22 protein-coding genes and 1 pseudogene are annotated in these 16,693 nt (G+C 58.8%); 10 read left to right on the top strand and 13 right to left on the bottom strand.

Annotation, left to right across the window (positions count from 1 at the left end):
- Genes ACGHU1_RS02620 through flgB form a run of 11 tightly spaced genes read right to left on the bottom strand, consistent with a single transcriptional unit; the run spans position 1 to position 7,873 of the window.
- The gene (locus tag ACGHU1_RS02620) at positions 1 to 924 is read right to left on the bottom strand and encodes a flagellar biosynthesis protein FlgL (protein WP_390583091.1); all 924 of its coding nucleotides are present in this window, start codon (positions 922 to 924) and stop codon (positions 1 to 3) included.
- 3 nt (positions 925 to 927) lie between these two features.
- A complete protein-coding gene (flgK, locus tag ACGHU1_RS02615) occupies positions 928 to 2,265 on the bottom strand; it encodes a flagellar hook-associated protein FlgK (RefSeq protein WP_390583089.1) in 1,338 nt (445 codons plus the stop codon).
- Entirely contained in the window at positions 2,255 to 2,575 is a 321-nt protein-coding gene (locus ACGHU1_RS02610) for a rod-binding protein (RefSeq protein WP_390583087.1), read from the bottom strand. The genes flgK and ACGHU1_RS02610 overlap by 11 nt, the downstream gene beginning before the upstream one ends.
- Complete coding sequence (locus ACGHU1_RS02605) at positions 2,572 to 3,669, bottom strand: flagellar basal body P-ring protein FlgI (protein WP_390583085.1); 1,098 nt, start codon at positions 3,667 to 3,669, stop codon at positions 2,572 to 2,574. Before ACGHU1_RS02605 ends, ACGHU1_RS02610 begins: the two co-directional genes overlap by 4 nt.
- Positions 3,670 to 3,680: 11 nt before the next feature.
- Positions 3,681 to 4,379 carry a flagellar basal body L-ring protein FlgH gene (locus tag ACGHU1_RS02600; RefSeq protein WP_390583083.1) on the bottom strand — a complete coding sequence of 233 codons (699 nt, stop codon included), beginning with the start codon at positions 4,377 to 4,379 and terminating at the stop codon, positions 3,681 to 3,683.
- A gap of 8 nt (positions 4,380 to 4,387) precedes the next feature.
- On the bottom strand, positions 4,388 to 5,176 hold the full coding sequence (gene flgG / locus ACGHU1_RS02595) for a flagellar basal-body rod protein FlgG (RefSeq protein ID WP_390583081.1): 789 nt from the start codon (positions 5,174 to 5,176) through the stop codon (positions 4,388 to 4,390).
- 23 nt (positions 5,177 to 5,199) lie between these two features.
- The gene (locus ACGHU1_RS02590) at positions 5,200 to 5,940 is read right to left on the bottom strand and encodes a flagellar basal body rod protein FlgF (RefSeq protein WP_390583079.1); all 741 of its coding nucleotides are present in this window, start codon (positions 5,938 to 5,940) and stop codon (positions 5,200 to 5,202) included.
- Positions 5,941 to 5,945: 5 nt separating this feature from the next.
- A complete protein-coding gene (locus ACGHU1_RS02585) occupies positions 5,946 to 6,764 on the bottom strand; it encodes a flagellar hook-basal body protein (protein ID WP_390583077.1) in 819 nt (272 codons plus the stop codon).
- 19 nt (positions 6,765 to 6,783) lie between these two features.
- Complete coding sequence (locus ACGHU1_RS02580; protein WP_390583076.1) at positions 6,784 to 7,104, bottom strand: flagellar hook assembly protein FlgD; 321 nt, start codon at positions 7,102 to 7,104, stop codon at positions 6,784 to 6,786.
- 2 nt (positions 7,105 to 7,106) lie between these two features.
- On the bottom strand, positions 7,107 to 7,523 hold the full coding sequence (gene flgC, locus ACGHU1_RS02575; protein ID WP_390583185.1) for a flagellar basal body rod protein FlgC: 417 nt from the start codon (positions 7,521 to 7,523) through the stop codon (positions 7,107 to 7,109).
- A gap of 2 nt (positions 7,524 to 7,525) precedes the next feature.
- Positions 7,526 to 7,873 carry a flagellar basal body rod protein FlgB gene (flgB, locus tag ACGHU1_RS02570; RefSeq protein WP_390583075.1) on the bottom strand — a complete coding sequence of 116 codons (348 nt, stop codon included), beginning with the start codon at positions 7,871 to 7,873 and terminating at the stop codon, positions 7,526 to 7,528.
- A gap of 202 nt (positions 7,874 to 8,075) precedes the next feature.
- On the opposite strand from flgB, the gene ACGHU1_RS02565 reads away from it, so the two are divergent.
- The 8 genes from ACGHU1_RS02565 (at position 8,076) to ACGHU1_RS02530 (ending at position 14,294) form a co-directional block, all read left to right on the top strand.
- On the top strand, positions 8,076 to 8,732 hold the full coding sequence (locus ACGHU1_RS02565) for a MotA/TolQ/ExbB proton channel family protein (protein ID WP_390583074.1): 657 nt from the start codon (positions 8,076 to 8,078) through the stop codon (positions 8,730 to 8,732).
- Positions 8,729 to 9,139 carry a hypothetical protein gene (locus ACGHU1_RS02560; protein ID WP_390583073.1) on the top strand — a complete coding sequence of 137 codons (411 nt, stop codon included), beginning with the start codon at positions 8,729 to 8,731 and terminating at the stop codon, positions 9,137 to 9,139. Before ACGHU1_RS02565 ends, ACGHU1_RS02560 begins: the two co-directional genes overlap by 4 nt.
- Positions 9,140 to 9,238: 99 nt before the next feature.
- Positions 9,239 to 9,748 carry a flagella basal body P-ring formation protein FlgA gene (locus ACGHU1_RS02555; RefSeq protein WP_390583072.1) on the top strand — a complete coding sequence of 170 codons (510 nt, stop codon included), beginning with the start codon at positions 9,239 to 9,241 and terminating at the stop codon, positions 9,746 to 9,748.
- Positions 9,749 to 9,833: 85 nt separating this feature from the next.
- Positions 9,834 to 10,130: a flagellar biosynthesis anti-sigma factor FlgM gene (locus ACGHU1_RS02550; RefSeq protein WP_390583070.1), complete on the top strand. Its 297-nt coding sequence runs from the start codon at positions 9,834 to 9,836 to the stop codon at positions 10,128 to 10,130.
- A complete protein-coding gene (locus ACGHU1_RS02545; RefSeq protein WP_390583068.1) occupies positions 10,127 to 10,447 on the top strand; it encodes a flagellar protein FlgN in 321 nt (106 codons plus the stop codon). Before ACGHU1_RS02550 ends, ACGHU1_RS02545 begins: the two co-directional genes overlap by 4 nt.
- An 81-nt stretch (positions 10,448 to 10,528) precedes the next feature.
- Positions 10,529 to 11,461 (top strand): lytic transglycosylase domain-containing protein, encoded by a 933-nt coding sequence (locus ACGHU1_RS02540; RefSeq protein WP_390583066.1) that lies wholly within the window; start codon positions 10,529 to 10,531, stop codon positions 11,459 to 11,461.
- A gap of 80 nt (positions 11,462 to 11,541) precedes the next feature.
- A complete protein-coding gene (locus tag ACGHU1_RS02535; RefSeq protein WP_390583184.1) occupies positions 11,542 to 13,587 on the top strand; it encodes a flagellar biosynthesis protein FlhA in 2,046 nt (681 codons plus the stop codon).
- Positions 13,584 to 14,294: a sigma-70 family RNA polymerase sigma factor gene (locus ACGHU1_RS02530; RefSeq protein ID WP_390583065.1), complete on the top strand. Its 711-nt coding sequence runs from the start codon at positions 13,584 to 13,586 to the stop codon at positions 14,292 to 14,294. Before ACGHU1_RS02535 ends, ACGHU1_RS02530 begins: the two co-directional genes overlap by 4 nt.
- Here the strand turns inward: ACGHU1_RS02530 and ACGHU1_RS02525 are convergent.
- Entirely contained in the window at positions 14,291 to 14,539 is a 249-nt protein-coding gene (locus tag ACGHU1_RS02525; protein ID WP_390583063.1) for a hypothetical protein, read from the bottom strand. The genes ACGHU1_RS02530 and ACGHU1_RS02525 overlap by 4 nt on opposite strands.
- A gap of 362 nt (positions 14,540 to 14,901) precedes the next feature.
- On the opposite strand from ACGHU1_RS02525, the gene ACGHU1_RS02520 reads away from it, so the two are divergent.
- A complete protein-coding gene (locus tag ACGHU1_RS02520; protein ID WP_390583061.1) occupies positions 14,902 to 15,303 on the top strand; it encodes a hypothetical protein in 402 nt (133 codons plus the stop codon).
- A gap of 128 nt (positions 15,304 to 15,431) precedes the next feature.
- On the opposite strand, the pseudogene ACGHU1_RS02515 reads toward ACGHU1_RS02520, so the two are convergent.
- Positions 15,432 to 15,941: pseudogene (locus ACGHU1_RS02515) on the bottom strand (DUF305 domain-containing protein).
- A 469-nt stretch (positions 15,942 to 16,410) separates the two neighbouring features.
- On the opposite strand from ACGHU1_RS02515, the gene ACGHU1_RS02510 reads away from it, so the two are divergent.
- Positions 16,411 to 16,683 (top strand): metal-sensitive transcriptional regulator, encoded by a 273-nt coding sequence (locus ACGHU1_RS02510; RefSeq protein WP_390583059.1) that lies wholly within the window; start codon positions 16,411 to 16,413, stop codon positions 16,681 to 16,683.
- The last annotated feature ends 10 nt before the right edge of the window (positions 16,684 to 16,693 follow it).

Below are 16,693 nucleotides of genomic sequence, written 5' to 3'. Positions count from 1 at the left end.
CTAAATCTGATCAAACAGGCTGAGCGAGGCGAGGCGCACAAAGCTGGCCTGGCTCGCTTCGAGTACTGTCAAGGTCTGCTGCAATTGGGTTATCGCGCTGGCCAAGTCGGTCCCGCCAATCTCGCCGCCTTCCTGTGCGCGGGCTTCGGCTCGCAATTGCTGGGATTGGTCGACGGTATCGATCCAAGCAAGACGCACGCCGAGAACCGTTTGCCCGCGATTGAGAGTGTCGAGGGCCGAATCCAGTCCAGCCATTGCTTCGCGCGCAAACTGCGCCGGATCGGCCGCGCCGCCGCGCACGCCCTCCGCCACGGTGCGCAGGAATGCCAGCGTGTCCGCAGGTGCGCCATCAAACGTGAATTCAGTGATGGCGGGGCCGGTGATGCCGCGTTCGACATTCACGCCGTCTGCAATCGCCAATGCCCCGCTTTCGCTGCCGCCTGTGTAGATTGCATTGTCAGCTGCATCGAGAGTGTAAGCCGCCGATGTGCTGTCACCGCCAAATAGGTAACGTCCAGTGCTGCCGACCGCGTTCAAGCTAGTAAAAACTGTTTCGCGCAATGCCTCAAGCTCGTTCGCAATGGCGATCCGGCTCTCCTGCGAAGTGGAATCACTGGCAGCTTGCACGGTCAATTCGCGGGCGCGAATCAAAGCGTTGCTGATGTCTTCCATGCGGTTGGAAGCCCCGATGATTTCCTCTTTCGCGCGAGATGAATTACCCGCCTCAACTTCGGCCAGCCGGTCCGCCCGCGCCAATCCGCGCAGCCGCGAGGAGGCGACCGGATCGTCGGATGACCGTTCCAACCGCTGGCCGGTCGAAACCTGAAGCTGAAGCGACTCTGCCTCTGCTCGCAGCGCATCCATCTGCACTTGCGACCGGCGGAAGAAAGCCGCGGTAGAATTGGTGACGGGATCAAACGGCATGGCTCAACGGATCCCCAGAATGGTGTCGAAGATGTCGCTGGCGACTTGGATCACGCGGCCCGAGGCCTGAAACGCTTGCTGGAACCGGATCAAGTTGGCCGCCTCGGCATCAAGATCGACGGCGGTTTCCCGCGAGAGGGCCAGTTGAGCTGTTTCTGCAATGGAGCCAAGTGCATCGCGCGTGGTGCTGCGGCTGGATACGGCATTGGCCAGTTCGAACAGGATGCGGTCCGCCTCAGATGCCGGCCCGCCATTGGCGAGCGCGCTTCGCAATGCATCAAGATTGGCGGCATCGCGGCTGTTTGCTGGCGATCCGGCAGGCGCTGTCGCCAGAGCATTGCCGGTGGTAATGGCGACGGCGATGTCGCTCGCATCGCTCCCGCTGAAAAACGGCTGTCCTGTAGAACCATCAAGCGCGGCCCCATTTGCCTGCGCATTGTTAACCTCGCTGATCAATTGCGCGGCCAACCCGTCCAGTTCAATGCCGATATCGCGCTGCGCTACCAATGCCTGGACCTGCCCTGCCAGAGCACCGCTGGCCGGGCTGACGGCTGCACCGTTCAACGCGAGGCCGATTGTGCCATCGGCTAGGCTTGTAAGCGCCAGCGTTCCGGCCTGCGTTCCCTGAACGAGAGCGGGGCCGGAAGCATCGCCTAATTGAACATTGGCCGCGCCGCTGGGTTCATAGCTGACAGAAATGCCGACCAGGCTCGCAAGATCGCGCAGTTGCGCATCGCGCTGGTCAAGCAATGTCGCATGACTGGAAGTGCCGGGCTGCGTACGGACGATCGCTGTGTTGATACGCACCAACTCGGCTGCGGCAAGATTGGCGGAATCTACGTTAGTGCCAGCCTCAAAACGGATCTGTTCGCCTGCCAGATCGAGAGCGCCGTCAGCGATCTGGAGTGTCTGCGCGAGCGTACGCCCGTTTTCGAGCACAGCGGCGCGCAGTGACCCATCCAGAGGGTCAGAACGCAGTGCGGAAAGCGAGGCTTCAAATTCCACGATGGCGGGGTACAGCGAGGATTGCTCAATTGAGGCTTCGGCATTGCGCAGACCCGAAAGTTCGGCATTGGCCCGCGCCAAATCGCTGCTGGTGCTGCGCGCCTGATTTTGCAGGAACAGGGAGTCGCTGCGGCGCACCTGATCCACCCGCACGCCGGAAAGCGCGCTGTTCGAATAAAATGCGATACTGCCGGTTGCAGTTACTTCGGCAAGGCCAACTGTCCGGCGCGAATAGTCTTCGTTGTTGGCATTGGCGATGTTCTGCGCGGTAAGATCTAGCGCCGAACGCGCGGCTAGAGTGCCGCTTTTTCCAATCTGTATGAGGTCAGACGCCATCGCCGCTCACCCGTCTCTGATCGACCATTGATGCAAGCTGCCGCTCGATCTGGTCGGCAAGCCCGAAAGCTCCGGTATCTGCGGCGATTTTCGCCACCTGTTCGTCACGCATGGTTTCAAATTGCTGCAGACCTGGCCCGGTGAATGGCGTCTGGTCGGCAATTGAGCTGGCGCGGGCAGAGGCGAGCAGGCGGCGCACAAAGATAGCCTCAAAAGCCTGTGCAGCCTCGCGCAGTTCAAGTCGCTCGGGCGATAGCGCAGGTTTCGCGGCGTCGCCGGAAACGGGGAAAGAGACCGCCGGACCGGTCACAGGATCACCATTTCGGCTTGCAATGCGCCGGCTTGTTTTAACGCTTCAAGGATCACAACCAGATCGGATGCGCCAACTCCGAGCAGGTTCAGCGCATCGACAATTTCCGAAAGCGAGGCAGCGCCCGGCATTGCGATGACATTGCTGGACTGGTCCTCAACCGAGATTACACTAGATTCTTCAACCGCAGTGACCCCGTCAGAAAGCGGTGCTGGCTGCACGACTTGAGGGGCTTCATCAATGCGGATTGTCAGTTTGCCATGACTGATCGCGGCAGGTTGGAGCCGCACAGCCTGATTGATGACGACGGTGCCCGTGCGGCTGTTCACAATAACGCGCGCAGCCTGAGGTGCCGGAACAATGTCAATCATTTCGATCTGGGCCAGCATGGCGGATCGTTCATTGTTGCCAAACGGCAGCACAAACTCGAGCGTCACCCCGTCCACGATAGTTGCCGAGCCGGGGAAGCTTCGGTTCACGGCATCGCGTACACGGCTGGCGGTGAGAAAATCGGCCTGATGCAGGTTGTAACGCAGACGACCTTCGCGGTCGAAACCGGTGGCGACCGCGCGTTCCACGCTGGCTCCGTCTGCGATCCGGCCCACTGTCGGAACGTTCACGGTCAGCTGCGATCCATCGCGGCCCGATACGCCCAGACCGCCCACTGCAACATTGCCTTGAGCCATGGCGTAAACCTGCCCGTCTGCACCGACCAGTGAAGTGAGGATAAGTGCGCCGCCGCGCAGGCTTTTCGCCCGCCCAAGGGTGGATACCGTGATGTCGATCCGTTGGCCCGGTTTCGCAAATGGCGGTAGTTCAGCGGTGACGATCACAGCCGCTGCGTTTCTGAGACCGGGTGAAACGCCAGGCGGCAATTGCAAACCCAGACGGCCCGAAATGCCGCGCATCGCCTCGGTGAGATATTCAAAATTATCGTCACCTGTTCCTTGCAGTCCAACGACCACGCCGTATCCGGTAAGCTGGTTGGCCCGCAGACCCTGAAATGATCCAAGGTCGCGAATACGTTCCGCATGTGCACCTTGCGGTGCCAGCAGGGCAAAGCTTGCGATGATGATGAAGAGAAGTTTGTGCATGGCTTGTCCCCTCAAAACGGTGAAATTTTGGCGAAGAAGCTGGACAGCCAGCCGGGCTTACTCGCCCGCTGGATTGCGCCTTTGCCGGAGTATAGGATCTGTGCATCGGCAACCTGAGTGGACAGCAGGCGGTTATCGCCGTCGATGTCGGCGAGGCGCACCATACCGGCGAACTGCACGAATTCTTTTCCCTGGCTAAGCGCCATGTGCTTTTCTCCAATAACGCGCGCGGTCCCGTTGGGACGCACTTCCGTAATGGTGACCGCGATGGCCCCGTTCAAAGTGCTGCGCTGGGCGGCATTGCCCGTTCCTTTGAACGACGAGTCCGCCGCAGCTTTAAGGGCATTGGGGTTCAGAAAGGACAGCGGGCCGGAGGTGGGCGGGGTCAAAGACGCCGATCCGCCGCGCGCAGTTTGCGATGATGTGCTCTTGTTGCTGAGGATGTTTTCGACCAGCACGATGGTGACGATATCGCCGACATTGCGGGCACGAAGCCCTTCGTGAAGTGCGGCATAGCCTGCGCTGGCGCGGTAGATTGCGCCGTCGCTGAAAGCGGCCGGTTCCGGTTCGAAAGATTGCGCCGCTGCGGCCACTGGAGGCGGGCCAAACCCTTCGAGCGGGCGAACGCCGTCGGACCCGCAAGCGGCCAGAGCGGTAAGACATCCGAGTGCGGATAGGCCGCGCAGAATAAAAGTGTTTCGGGCCATCATAAAATTTCTCACAGCGTCTGGTTGGCGTTGCGCAGCATCTCATCGACGCTGCTGATCATTTTGGAATTAATCTCGTAAGCGCGCTGCGCCTCGATCATCTCGACAAGCTCTTCGACGACATTGACGTTGCTCGCCTCTAGTGCGCCTTGCCGGATCGAACCTCGCCCTTCGATGCCGCCTGCGCCGATTTCGGCTGCGCCGCTGCCTGCGGTTTCGACCAGAAAGTTGTCGCCGATGGCTTGCAGTCCGGCGGGGTTGGGGAAACTTGCAATGGTGATTTGACCCAGTTCAGCCGGCGCGGCATCCCCTGCAAGCGTGGCAGAGACGGTGCCGTCGGGTGCGACGGTGACGGATTGCGCCCCTTGCGGTATCTGGATTGCGGGCTGGACGGCGTATCCTTGCGCCGTGACCAGCTGGCCTTCTGCGCTGAGTGTGAAATTGCCTGCCCGGGTAAAGGCGAGGCGGCCGCCCGGCAGTTCAACCTGAAACAGGCCGGGACCGTTCAATGCGAGGTCGAAGGCATTTCCCGTGGTGTTCAGCGTGCCCTGCGTTTCGATCCGGCTGGTGCCTTGCACCGCCACACCGTTGCCGAGATTGAGTCCGACGGCATAGGCGGTTTCATTGGTGGATCGCTGTCCTGCGACCCGCGTATCCTGATAGGCCAGCGTTTCGAAATCGGCACGGTCGCGTTTGAAGCCGGTTGTGCCGATATTGGCGAGATTGTTGGCGATGACACGCATACGCGTATCTTGCGCCTCAAGCCCGGTGCGGGCGACGTGTAGGGCGGATGTGGACATAGTTTGGCTCCCTTAAGAATGGCTCAGCGCAAGCTCATCAACCGGGCACCTGCCTGATCGATGTCTTCTGCGGTGGAGATGATTTTGGTACGCTGTTCAAAGCTGCGTTGGGCCTCGATCATTTGCACCAGTGTGGTCGCGGTATCGACGTTTGACCCTTCGATTGCGCCGGTCATTACGCGCGCTGTCGGATCGGCGGGGAGGATGCCTCCGCCCGGCACGCGCAGAAACCCGTCAATATCCTTCACAATTGCGCTGCCATCGGGATTGGCGAGTTTGATGCGGGCAATCTGTTCGGGCGGGGCCTCTGGCGTGGCGGGATCACGCAGGAATATGCCGCCATCATCGCTGATACTGATTTGCGATCCGGTAGGCAGAGTGATTGGCCCTGCTTCGCCGATGACCGGCAAACCATCGCCATTTTGCAACACGCCGGTGGCGGATACGTTCAGGTCGCCGCGGCGTGAATACACTTCGGACCCGTCGCCAGCCTGCAGCGCGAGCAAGGCGTTGCCCGCCACTGCGATATCGAGCGGCTGGCCCGTTTGGGTCACTGTGCCGCCTTCCATATTGGCCCCACGAACCAGCCCCTGGGCGAGGCTGCGCGTTTGCATCGCCTCGCCCTTGATGGTCACGGGTTCGACCGAGAATTCTTCGGCGCGGAAACCGGGCGTGCTGACATTGGCGAGATTGTTCGCCACTGCGCGCTGCCGGTTCATGGCCGCATCCATTCCCGAAAGGGCGGTGTATATCAGGCGGTCCATAGCGATCAGGTTCGCAGGTTAATGATGGTCTGCGAAATTTGGGTGGCGGTGTCGATCGCTTTGGCGTTGGCCTGGAAATTGCGCTGCGCCGTGATGAGCGAAACCATTTCCTCCGCGAGATCGACATTTGAGCGTTCCAGCGCGCCGGAGAACAATTGTCCGGCATTGCCGATGCCTGGCAAGTTAAAGTTTGGCGCACCCGATAGTCCGGTTGCTTCCCATTTGGTCTGCCCGATTGACTTTAGTCCGTTTGGCGACGTGAAATTGGCCACGGCCACGCGGCCAATCGCATCGCTGGTGCCATCGGCATAGGATGCAAAGACAACGCCGTTTTTCTGGACTGTTACGCCTGCCAGATCGGCTCCGGCAGCGTTGGTGATCGGCACCACACCGTCGATGGTTGCGGCGGTGCTAATCACATTGCCCGCAGTGTCCGTTTCGAACACCTGTAGACGGTTGCCTGACGCATCGGTCAGATTGCCGGCCGAATTGATCTGAATATTGCCGTTGCGGGTGAAGGTTGTCTCATTGCTTTCCGCGTTCCGCGTGGCGAAGAAGCCATCGCCGTCCAGCGCCAGATCAAGGCTGCGCCCGGTCTGTTCCAGCGATCCGAGCGAGAAATTCTGGTCGATCGAACTGACAGTCGCACCGATACCTATTGAAAGGCGCGGATCGGCAGCAGAGCCATTGGTCATGATATCGGCAAATTGCGTGCTCGATTTCTTGAACCCGGTGGTTTCCGCGTTAGCAATGTTGTGGGCGATAACGCCGAGGTCTGTCTCGGCATTTTTGAGCCCATTAAGCGATGTGTAAAAGTTGCTCATAATTCATGTCCTCTTGAGGTTAGGTGGATGGCTGGGCCGGGATAATGGCCTGACGTTGCGCTTCGATCAGCGCGTCGAGTTTTGCTGAAATCTCTCCCAGAGATGCGTTGGTTTCGGTGGTCGCGGCGAGGCCTGAGAACTGCGCCATTTGTGCCAGCATCTCTTTGTTATCGACCGGCTCAAGCGGGTCCTGCTGCTGCAATTGAACGGTCAGCAGGCGCAGGAAATCGCTTTGACCCAGCGCATTTTCACCATTGCTGGCGGGCGCGTTGCCGGGGGCGTTGAGTGCATTCAGCGCGTTCGCCGCGCCAGGGGTGAGAGGGGAAAAACTATCGCTCATGGTCATTTGCTCCGCATGGTTTCAAGCATCAATTGCTTGGCTGTCTGGAGCGCCTCGACAAGGTTTTGATATTGCCGTGCGCTTTCCATAATTTCGATCATCTCGCCCGTTTCATCGACCGGGGCCTCCCACACATCGCCATTTTCATCGGCGAGCGGGTGGTCCGGATCGTGCCGGCGAATGGCTTCGATGTCTGACGGGGTGACGCTGGTAACGCGCACGCCGGTGAGGCCGGAGGCGCGGTCCAGCTCCGCCTCGAATGTCGGGCGTAGCGGGCGGTATGCGTCTTCCGCACTGCCAGCGACAGAACCGGCATTGGCAAGGTTGGATGCCGCCGCGTTCATGCGCACCATCTGCGCTGACATTCCGCGCTGCGCGAGAGTGAAGATGTTCATCTGGCCGGAATTGCTTTGCGGCATGTTCATTCGCCCTTCAGCGCGCGTTTCACCGAATCGACCTTGCTCTGCACAAAAGACAGAGTGGCCGAATAGGCGACGGCGTTTTCAGCAAAGGCGAGCTGTTCGTTTGCGAGTTCCACCGTGTTGCCATCGGCGGCGTCCATTGTTGGGATGCGATAAAGGGTGTTGGCGGCCAAGGCCTGATCGGTGGCGGCGCCATTCGTGCGCGCGGCGAGAGCCGATGCGAAGTCGATATCACGCGCTTTGTATCCTGGCGTTGCAGCGTTGGCGATATTGCTAGTCAGCAATCCCATGCGCTGCGAACGCAGTTCTAACGCTGCACCGTGAATGCCAAACAGTCGTTCGCTCATCGTCCTTCCTTTCGGCAGAAGTTTCTTGTCACAGCGTAGAGCAATGACCATGCCAAGTTTGCCTAAAGTATTGAAAAATATATGGTTGAGGGGTCTTCTGATGCGCCGGCGGCAATCCCTTGCCGCATAACCGGCAAAGCAGCGCCACCCTTAATCCCAGCACGCGCCCGCCGTTCTTGATGAGGTCAAGAAAGGATGGGCAGTGGATCTTCAGCAATTGATTGATGTGGGCGTTGCGGGCTTTGTGCTGCTGGGCACCTTGACCGTCACTTTTGTTCGGACCGGGCGAAGCAGCAGTATGGAAACCGTGCGACATCTTGCACGGCTCACCCGCCGTCCGTTCAATCTGGCGCGGCAGCGGGCAGAGCTTGCCAGCCGCGTTGAGCAAATGCGCCAAAACGGTGTGTTCAGAGGCAGTGTGGGCGCCGTGTCCGATCCCGAATTTGCCGATGCAACAGCCGCGTTAATCCACCATCGGTCGACCGATGCCATGGTCGCAGAGCATCAGCGTCACCGTGCGCTCCGGCATGCCTCGCTCGAAACAGCGGTTCAGGCTCTCGAACGCGCGGGCGAGCTTAGCCCGGTCCTCGGGCTTGCCGGAACCCTGCTGGCGCTTAGCCAGCTGCCCGGCACCGATCTGGCGGGCGAGGGCGCGGTGATGGCATCGGTGTCCAGCGCTGTCGTCTCGACCCTTTACGGGTTGCTACTCGCCCATCTGGTCTGGCACCCGCTCGCCAGCGCGATTGAACGGCGTGCCAAGTCCGAAGAGAAGCAACGCGAAGAGCTGACCATGTGGCTCGTCAATCAGTTGAAGCCTGCCTGCCCGACGAAAAATGCGGTCCAAAGAGACGCGGCATGACAGTTCGATTGCCATCATCCTGGCAGGTTATTCTGGCTGATCTTGCGCTAATCCTGTTTCTGACATCGCTGGCAGGTTTTATCGCTTTGCGCGAACGGGAAGCGGACCGGCCCGCCGAACCATTTGTTGCGCAGGCTCAGGCCCTGTTTCGCGAGACCGGCGCTATTGCAGCGTTTGACGAATGGCTGGAATTGCAAGGGCATGACCCGCGCAGCCAGCTGACAATATTTGCCAGTTATGCACCCGGAGATCGAGAGGAAGTGTGGGAGCGAGCAGGCCTGTTTGCCTCGCAAGCGGAGCAAGCGGGGTGGCAGGCGAGAATTATCCTGCAATTATCAGACCGCAGCACCATCCATGCGGCGGCGGCGTTTGATGCGGTGGAGCAGGGGGCGGAGTTGCCGCGCTGACTTTGGTCGGCCCCGTGTCGTGGTAATCGGAATATTGCGGACACTTGGCACGCGAATTGCTGTGCGCTGCGTACACCTCTTTCGCAAAGGATACGCGATATGATCCGAATGATTGCTTCTGCTCTGACCGCCGCTACACTCTCAAGTCTTCCCCACGCTGCCCACGCCAGAGATGCACGGTTTGTCGACACTAGCCAGATCGACAGGCTGGTCGAAAGCTTTACCGGACGCACTCTTGGCAGCACTGGCGGCGCTCGCGAGCCTGTTGACCCGAGGCTGCGTCTCCGGGCGTGCAATCAGGCGCTGGCGCTTGATTGGTACGGGCAGCCGGGCCGCGTTGTTGAGGTGCAGTGTATCGGCGCGGATGGCTGGCGGATTTACGTCAATCTGCTGCGCGAGGCAGCACCGCAAGAAGCAACGAAAGTCATCGCGCGCGGTGAAACCGTCACCATTGCGGTGCGCGGACGGGGTTTTAGCATCCAACAAAAAGGGGAAGCTCAGGAAGCGGGCGCGGTCGGCGAATGGATCAAAGTCCGGGCTGATCGTAAAGCTAGTGCGGTGCAGGCGCTTATTGTCCGCCCGGGCCTCGTGGAAATCCGCGCTGACTAGCCGGTCCCGCCAAAAAATGTCGGTGCCCGCTTAAACTTTCGCCGACTGCGCCGTTCTAGGTTTTGGAAAAGGATAGGAAAGACCCATGTCACCGCTCGATATTCAACGACTTTCAGCGATTACCGCGTCCTCGGCAATCGGGGCTGGCGGGAAACCGGAAACCGGACCGCACGCTGCGCCAAATGCGCGCCCGGCACCCGCTCCCGAGCAAGGTGTGAGTGTAGAAGTGCGCGGCACAACTGATGCAGGTTCGCCGATCGTTGATAGCACCCGTGTCGCCGAAATTCGCGATGCTTTGAAAGACGGCAGCTACCCGATCGTTCCTTCAGAGATTGCCGATGCGCTGATCGCAGCGCGCCTTATGCTGGGATATGCAGAATGAGCAATCGCGATGAATTGAGCGTGCAGTTGCGGCAAATGGTTGCCGTGCTGGAAGAAGAACGGCAATCTCTTGCCGCGCTTGATCTGGATGGTCTGATGGTGACCAGCCGTTCCAAAATGGCCCTGTGCGATGGGATTGACGCCGAACCGGCCGACCAGGTCGACGAGGAATGCCGCAGCCTCCTGGAAACCGCACGCCAGATGAACGAGGTCAACCGCCGTGTGCGCAATCTTCTGGCTACGAACGTAGCAGCGCGGATAGATGCCTTGTCCGGGGCGTCTGCCGCATATCGTCTGCCAAAGGCTTCGAATTTCTAACCGTCACATTCCGATGGCGTCCCACTTGGCACGCCCCTTGCTGCAGCAGAACCACTACCGGTTTGAAGCAAGGAAAACCCCTTGAGCGATACGACTCCCATTTTGGCCACAACCCACGCCGCCCCGCAAAAACCGGGCAGTGTGCAGCAGGCGATCGCGCGCGCCTCGGACGAACTCGATGTCGATTTCGGTTATTTGCTGGCTCAGGCGCAAGTTGAATCCAGCCTTGATGCCGACGCGAAGGCGCGCACTTCAAGCGCAAGCGGTCTGTTCCAGTTTATCGATTCCACTTGGCTTTCGACAGTTCAACGCCACGGTGCGGCCCTCGGTTACAGCGCAGAGGCCTCTGCTATTTCCAGCGGTCCGCGCGGGCCGCACGTCGCCGATCCGCTGCTTCGCGGACAAATCCTTGCTTTACGCAACGATCCGCAGGCCGCATCTCTAATGGCGGGCGCCCTTGCGCGGGATAACAGCGCGGTTCTTCAAGGGGTGCTGGGCCGAGATCCGGATGCAGGCGAGCTGTATCTGGCTCATTTCCTCGGCAGCGGTGGGGCAAGCCGATTTCTATCCGCCTTGCAGAGCAACCCTGACGCTCCGGCGGCGACTCTGTTCCCCAAACCTGCCGCTGCTAATCGATCCATATTCTACACCCAATCCGGCGCGCCACGCAGCTTGCAAGGCGTGATGGACCTGATGCGAGCAAAGATCGAAGAGGCCATGCCGGGTGAGCATTCAGGCTTTGGTGCTAATCAGAAAACAGCCGCGTTCGCAGCGGGATCGTCTGCGTCAGCGAAATCAGCTTTCGCGCACGCGGAACGCGATTTTGGCTCGGGGAATTTCGCATCCCAGCCCATGGCCCGCGCTCCAGCGCCCCGGCTTTCGCCTCTGCCGAACCTGCCAAAGATCAGCGATCTTCTCAGCGCGAGTTTCAATCTCTCGGTTGGCCAGTCATCCGGTTCTGCGGGTGATCACGCACGCCGAGCCTATGACCAACTGAAAGCGTTTGGACTGTGATCGCGCGTTTCAACCAATCGCTGAGCGGTGTGCCAGGTGCCTTTGCGTTGCCAGCTGGCATTCTCGCGCTGATTACTTTGATGGTCCTGCCGATCCCTACCGCGCTGCTCGACACGTTTTTCGTGCTCAATCTCGCGCTGTCGCTGGCGGTGCTAACTACCGCACTTAACTCCGCGCGCCCGCTCGATTTTTCGTCGTTCCCGTCAGTGCTGCTGTTCGCGACCTTGCTCCGCCTCTCGCTCAATGTCGCCTCGACCCGGATTGTGCTGGTCAACGGTCACGAAGGCGGCGCTGCCGCGGGTCAGGTGATCAACGCGTTTGGCGCATTTCTGGTCGGAGGCAATTTCCTCGTCGGATTGTTCGTTTTCGTGATCCTGCTGATCATAAATATGGTCGTGATTACCAAAGGCGCAGGTCGCGTCTCCGAGGTTTCTGCGCGTTTTGTACTCGATGCGTTGCCCGGCAAACAAATGGCGATTGATGCCGATATCGCCGCTGGCCTGATGACCGCAGACGAAGCCCGCCAGCGCCGCACGGACGTCGCGGTTGAGGCCGATTTTTATGGCGCGATGGACGGTGCCTCCAAATTTGTGAAAGGCGATGCGATTGCGGCGCTTTTGATCCTTGGCGTCAATGTGATCGCCGGATTTGCGCTCGGGATGTTCAGCCACGGTTTGACCGCCGCCGAATCCGGAGAGCGTTTTGTAACACTGGCGGTTGGCGATGCTCTTGTCGCGCAGGTGCCTGCATTGCTGCTGTCGATTGCAGCCGCGGCAATCGTCACCCGTGTTTCGGATAGCAAGGATTTGTTCGGCCAGATCGGGAGTCAGTTTTCCGATGCGCGCGGCTGGCTGCCTGTTGCCATTGTGCTGGGCGCGATTGGTTTGATACCGGATATGCCGCAATTGTTTTTCCTACCCGCAGCCGCGATTGCGGGCGGGCTGTGGTATTTTCTGCGGCGCAAGGCCAGCGAACCGACCCCACCGGAATTGGCTGTGGAGTCGAAATCGCCGGACCAGTTTGGGATCGACGAAGTCACCGATCAAACGCTGGTTTCCGTCGAGCTTGGTTTTGGCCTCGTCCACTTTGTCGATGAAGCAAAAGGCTCGCCGTTGGTCTCGCGCATAACCGGAATCCGCAAACAATTGTCGCGCCAGTTCGGTTTTGTCCTGCCGCAGTTCCGCGTGCGGGACGCGATTGAGCTTGATGCAAACGCCTATCGCCTGATGCTGGGCGGCGTGGTTCTGGCCCAGTCCGAAGTGCTGCCCGGCAAGGTCATGGCTATCGACACTGGCGATGTCAGTCCGGTGAAAACCATTTCAGGCATTGCCACCACCGATCCAAGCTTCGGCTGTTCCGCTCTCTGGATAGAACCGCATCAGCGCGAACTGGCCATTGCCGAAGGGTATCTAACCGTTGACCCCAGCACTGTCATTGCGACCCATCTCAACCAGCTGCTTCAGGTCCGCGCCGAAGCGCTGCTTGGCCCCGAAGAGGTCCGCACCTTACTGGATGCCTTGCGGGACAAATCGCCTGGTCTGGTTGAAGCAATCCATCCCGAGCCCATGTCGCTTGCGGCGCTTACCCGTTTGCTCCGCGCGCTCATCGCCGACGGCATCGGCCTCGGGCATCCGCAGCCTATTTTCTCCAGCTTGGCGCTGGGCCTGCAGACTACGCAGAATTTCACGGAGCTCGTGGATCACATCCGTGCTGATCTGGGCGGCTGGATGGTGGGGCAGGTCTGCGCGCCGGACACACCGCTGAAAGTGGCTACGCTGGATGCCAAACTCGAAGGGGCGATCCTCGGCGGGATGACGGACCCGGCGACCGGACAACCTTTGATAGAGCCGGACTGCGGTAGCATGATCGCAGGCCGTATGGCTGCTCTCACACAGGACAGCGGCAGCGTCGTCGCATTGGTGGTCCAGCCGCCGGTTCGCCGGTCTATGGCCGCGCTCCTGCGCAGCCGTGTGCCGCAGGCGATGGTGCTTTCGATCAATGAGCTGCCTGCGACGCAGCCGATAGAGGTTCTTGCGGTGATTGGTGAGGACACAGGCTCTGCCCTTGAAATCCCCCCACTGTCGGCGGGTGAAGCAGGCCTTGAGCAAGAAAGCGTTGCGGCATGAAACACGATCAAACCCCTTTTGCGGCTGCCGAAGCCTATAGCGATCCCGCTGAGGTAGACGCCCGCGTGCGTGCATTTGTGCCCATGGTTCAGCGCGCGGCGTGGCATATTTTCGGAATGGGCCGCGATGGTTTGGAGATTGAGGATCTGGTCCAGTCGGGGATGATTGCGCTTACTCAGGCTGCCCGGCGTCATGCCGGACCGACCGAGGATGGATTTGCTGCCTATGCGAAAATGCGCGTTCGGGGTGCGATGTTTGATCTGGTACGCAAAACAATGCCGGACAGTCGCCGGGTTGTGGAGCGTCGCAAGAAATACGATTTGGCCGTCGATACATTGCAGGCTGAATTGGGCCGTATGCCGCTGCCCGAAGAATTGGCGCAAAAGCTTGGATTTAGCGAGGAAGAGCTACGCGAGGTAGAGGCTTCGCAAACGCGGCTTACCTCGATTGACGACTCTTATGACGATAGCGACGCTGCGTTTGCCGATCAAGCACCTGATCCGTTTGCGGTGCTATCCGCCATGGATGACCGCGAGCGGCTAATTTTGGCGATGGGGGAATTGCCAAAGCGATCGCAACTCGTCCTGCAATTGTTCTTCGTCGAAGAATTGAATCTGACCGAGATTTCTGAAATTCTGGAGGTCAGCGTGCCGCGCGTCCATCAATTGCGGGCGCAGGCATTGGGTAAACTTAAAGCCAAGCTCTAAATAGCCTCTAGCTTCTCGGACGTTGTCTGGCCCAAAGGTGCGGACAGCAGACCAAGATGGGAACCGCAAGGTTTAGCGATGATTCCAAAGGCGATGCGGTGGCGCAGATCACCAAGTGGGGTCAGCGGCTGGCAGAAATTTCCGGGCAATTTTGCAGTAAGCCTGCTTTCGGTCTGGGCGCCGAGGCGGCAATTTGGTAAACAGCTGGATCTCTTGACGTGGGTATTCGTGATCATTTCGATCATCGCGACGGTATTTTAAGCTCACCATCGTTTCTGCCCTCGGCTTTCTGACATTCTCAAGTTGAATGGCAACGTCCGGCCTTGTGGCGCGAGGCAGGCATGGAAGCAGGATCGTACTGCACAAGCTATGTTGCTAATTTTCAGCGGCTTAAAGAGATTTAAAAACGGTTCGGCGCAGATGAGGGTAGAGGTGGGAGTATCGCGCGGACTAAAGAGGGAAAAAGTTCGCAATAAGAACCGCTTATTATAGAAACGCAGCTCTCTCCTCCCCTGCCAAATCCCTTCCAGAAGACAATTGATGTGCATTGCCCGCTCTTTTGCTCCACTGTGCGTTAGGGTTCGCTAACCTGACGGGGGATTTTATTATGCATAAGTTGATTATTCTGGCGGCACCTTTGGCGCTTATTGCCTGTGCTGAAGAAGCTGAAATCGAAGAAACCGAAGTCACTGAAGAAATCGAAACAGCGGTGCTTACCACTGCGAATGGCACTGTAACTCCGATGATGGCCGAGGTTATGGGTGCTGATGGTCCGCAAGGCATGTCACGGGTAAATGCCGATGGCACTTTCCAGGACATGGACGCCGACGGTGGAATTGTGGCCGAAGGGACATGGGCGGTTGTCGATGGCAAAACCTGCTTCACGCCGTCCACCGAGGGCGTCGATGGCGCTTGCTGGACAGAAAGTGAGCCTGCTGAAGATGGTTCGTTCACCGCGGTTTCGGACACCGGTGAAGAAGTTACGGTCACGCCGATGGCTGGCGAGTAAGGCGCTTTCACCACTACGAGAATTGGGAAGGGCGGCCAGTTTTGGCCGCCCTTCATTCTTGTCTGCCCACGAAACGGTCGCTTTCCGAGTGAGGCGTTGTTCGAGCCGGCTAACGGCGCCGTATCGTTTTAAAGTTCGCCCTTAAATTCCGGCACGGGGCGAGCATTGGCCTCAGCCTCTGTCGTCGCGCGGCCATTCGCCTCTATGTCATCCAGCAGCCATTTCATTTCGTCGATTTCGCGGCGCTGCGCCTTGATGATTTCATCGGCCAGATCGCGGCCACGTTCGTCTTCGATATTTGCGCGTTCGCTGGTCAGAATAGCGATGGAGTGGTGGGGGATCATCGCGCTCATCCAAGCTTCATCGGCAATCGTGTCCTGACTGCGTACAAGATAAAGCGAGCCAGCAAAAACAGCAGCAGAGCCTGCGAAAATCGCGATGTTCACGCCTGTCTTTTTGTACATGCCAAGCATAAAGGCGAGCATGATGATGGCCATCATCGCGCCCATATACAGCGCCATTTATGCCCGCGTCTCGCTAAAGAACACGTGACCGATTTCGTAGCTGTTCAAATACATCAGGCCATACATGATGACTGTCGAGGCCAGGATCATGGCCGCAAATCTTCCGTAACTCATTAAAGCGCCCCTTTCGGATTCAAGTTGAGATGGTCAAGGCCGAGAGCGAGTTCACCGCCCGAATTGCTATAAATTATTTGCGCAACAGTCACTTCAACCGACAGCTGCGTAGCACCGCTCGGCTTTACTCCTTCCAATTCGTGATGGCTGCAGTTTACGCTGTCTATTCGATTGTCTGATTCTAGGTGTCCTGCGCCATATAAAAGCCAATGCGCGCAGAGTATGGCGAGCCAAATCCAGGCTGGCGCTAGCCTGATACCCAGTAGGGGTATACTTCGGACAGGTTCGATAAAGCGGCATCTGCCAGATTTCCGTTGCAAGTGCGGCTAAGCCGCCGAAAACAGCGATGCGCGGTTCGGGTGAAGTTTTTTGCTGTTCAACCCTTGTTGTCATATTCAATCGATCTATCTTTTCCTTCATACTATACCCCTAGAGGGTATTTTGACCATTGCCTACAGGACACGAAATTGTGAGCGATAAGTTCCAGAAAGAAATAGCCCGGCTGAAACGCATCGAAGGTCAGGCACGCGGTATCGCCAAGATGATGGAGGAGGACCGGTATTGCATTGACATCCTTCAGCAGATGCAGGCGATGGAAGCGGCCTTGAAAGCGACCAAGCAAAAGGTGCTTTCCATCCATGCCGGTTGCTGCGTACAGGACGCGATAGAAAGCGGCGACACCGAGGCGCAGCGTGAAAAGTTTACCGACCTTGTCGAGCTGTTTGGGAAGGTGAACCGGTAATCGCGATGGC

This window comes from Erythrobacter sp. MTPC3 (assembly GCF_042854385.1).
GTDB lineage: Bacteria > Pseudomonadota > Alphaproteobacteria > Sphingomonadales > Sphingomonadaceae > Erythrobacter.
This window is presented reverse-complemented; position numbering and strand designations above follow the sequence as displayed.

Bases quoted from the DNA above. Each gene is read 5' to 3' on its own strand.
- ACGHU1_RS02620 (WP_390583091.1), bottom strand. From the start codon at position 924: ATGCCGTTTGATCCCGTCACCAATTCTACCGCGGCTTTCTTCCGCCGG.
- ACGHU1_RS02530 (WP_390583065.1), top strand. From the start codon at position 13,584: ATGAAACACGATCAAACCCCTTTTGCGGCTGCCGAAGCCTATAGCGAT.
- ACGHU1_RS02585 (WP_390583077.1), bottom strand. From the start codon at position 6,764: ATGAGCAACTTTTACACATCGCTTAATGGGCTCAAAAATGCCGAGACA.
- flgC (WP_390583185.1), bottom strand. From the start codon at position 7,523: ATGCCGCAAAGCAATTCCGGCCAGATGAACATCTTCACTCTCGCGCAG.
- flgG (WP_390583081.1), bottom strand. From the start codon at position 5,176: ATGTCCACATCCGCCCTACACGTCGCCCGCACCGGGCTTGAGGCGCAA.
- ACGHU1_RS02555 (WP_390583072.1), top strand. From the start codon at position 9,239: ATGATCCGAATGATTGCTTCTGCTCTGACCGCCGCTACACTCTCAAGT.
- ACGHU1_RS02520 (WP_390583061.1), top strand. From the start codon at position 14,902: ATGCATAAGTTGATTATTCTGGCGGCACCTTTGGCGCTTATTGCCTGT.
- ACGHU1_RS02590 (WP_390583079.1), bottom strand. From the start codon at position 5,940: ATGGACCGCCTGATATACACCGCCCTTTCGGGAATGGATGCGGCCATG.
- ACGHU1_RS02525 (WP_390583063.1), bottom strand. From the start codon at position 14,539: ATGATCGAAATGATCACGAATACCCACGTCAAGAGATCCAGCTGTTTA.
- ACGHU1_RS02600 (WP_390583083.1), bottom strand. From the start codon at position 4,379: ATGATGGCCCGAAACACTTTTATTCTGCGCGGCCTATCCGCACTCGGA.
- ACGHU1_RS02560 (WP_390583073.1), top strand. From the start codon at position 8,729: ATGACAGTTCGATTGCCATCATCCTGGCAGGTTATTCTGGCTGATCTT.
- ACGHU1_RS02545 (WP_390583068.1), top strand. From the start codon at position 10,127: ATGAGCAATCGCGATGAATTGAGCGTGCAGTTGCGGCAAATGGTTGCC.
- flgK (WP_390583089.1), bottom strand. From the start codon at position 2,265: ATGGCGTCTGACCTCATACAGATTGGAAAAAGCGGCACTCTAGCCGCG.
- ACGHU1_RS02535 (WP_390583184.1), top strand. From the start codon at position 11,542: ATGGTCCTGCCGATCCCTACCGCGCTGCTCGACACGTTTTTCGTGCTC.
- ACGHU1_RS02550 (WP_390583070.1), top strand. From the start codon at position 9,834: ATGTCACCGCTCGATATTCAACGACTTTCAGCGATTACCGCGTCCTCG.
- ACGHU1_RS02580 (WP_390583076.1), bottom strand. From the start codon at position 7,104: ATGAGCGATAGTTTTTCCCCTCTCACCCCTGGCGCGGCGAACGCGCTG.
- ACGHU1_RS02605 (WP_390583085.1), bottom strand. From the start codon at position 3,669: ATGCACAAACTTCTCTTCATCATCATCGCAAGCTTTGCCCTGCTGGCA.
- flgB (WP_390583075.1), bottom strand. From the start codon at position 7,873: ATGAGCGAACGACTGTTTGGCATTCACGGTGCAGCGTTAGAACTGCGT.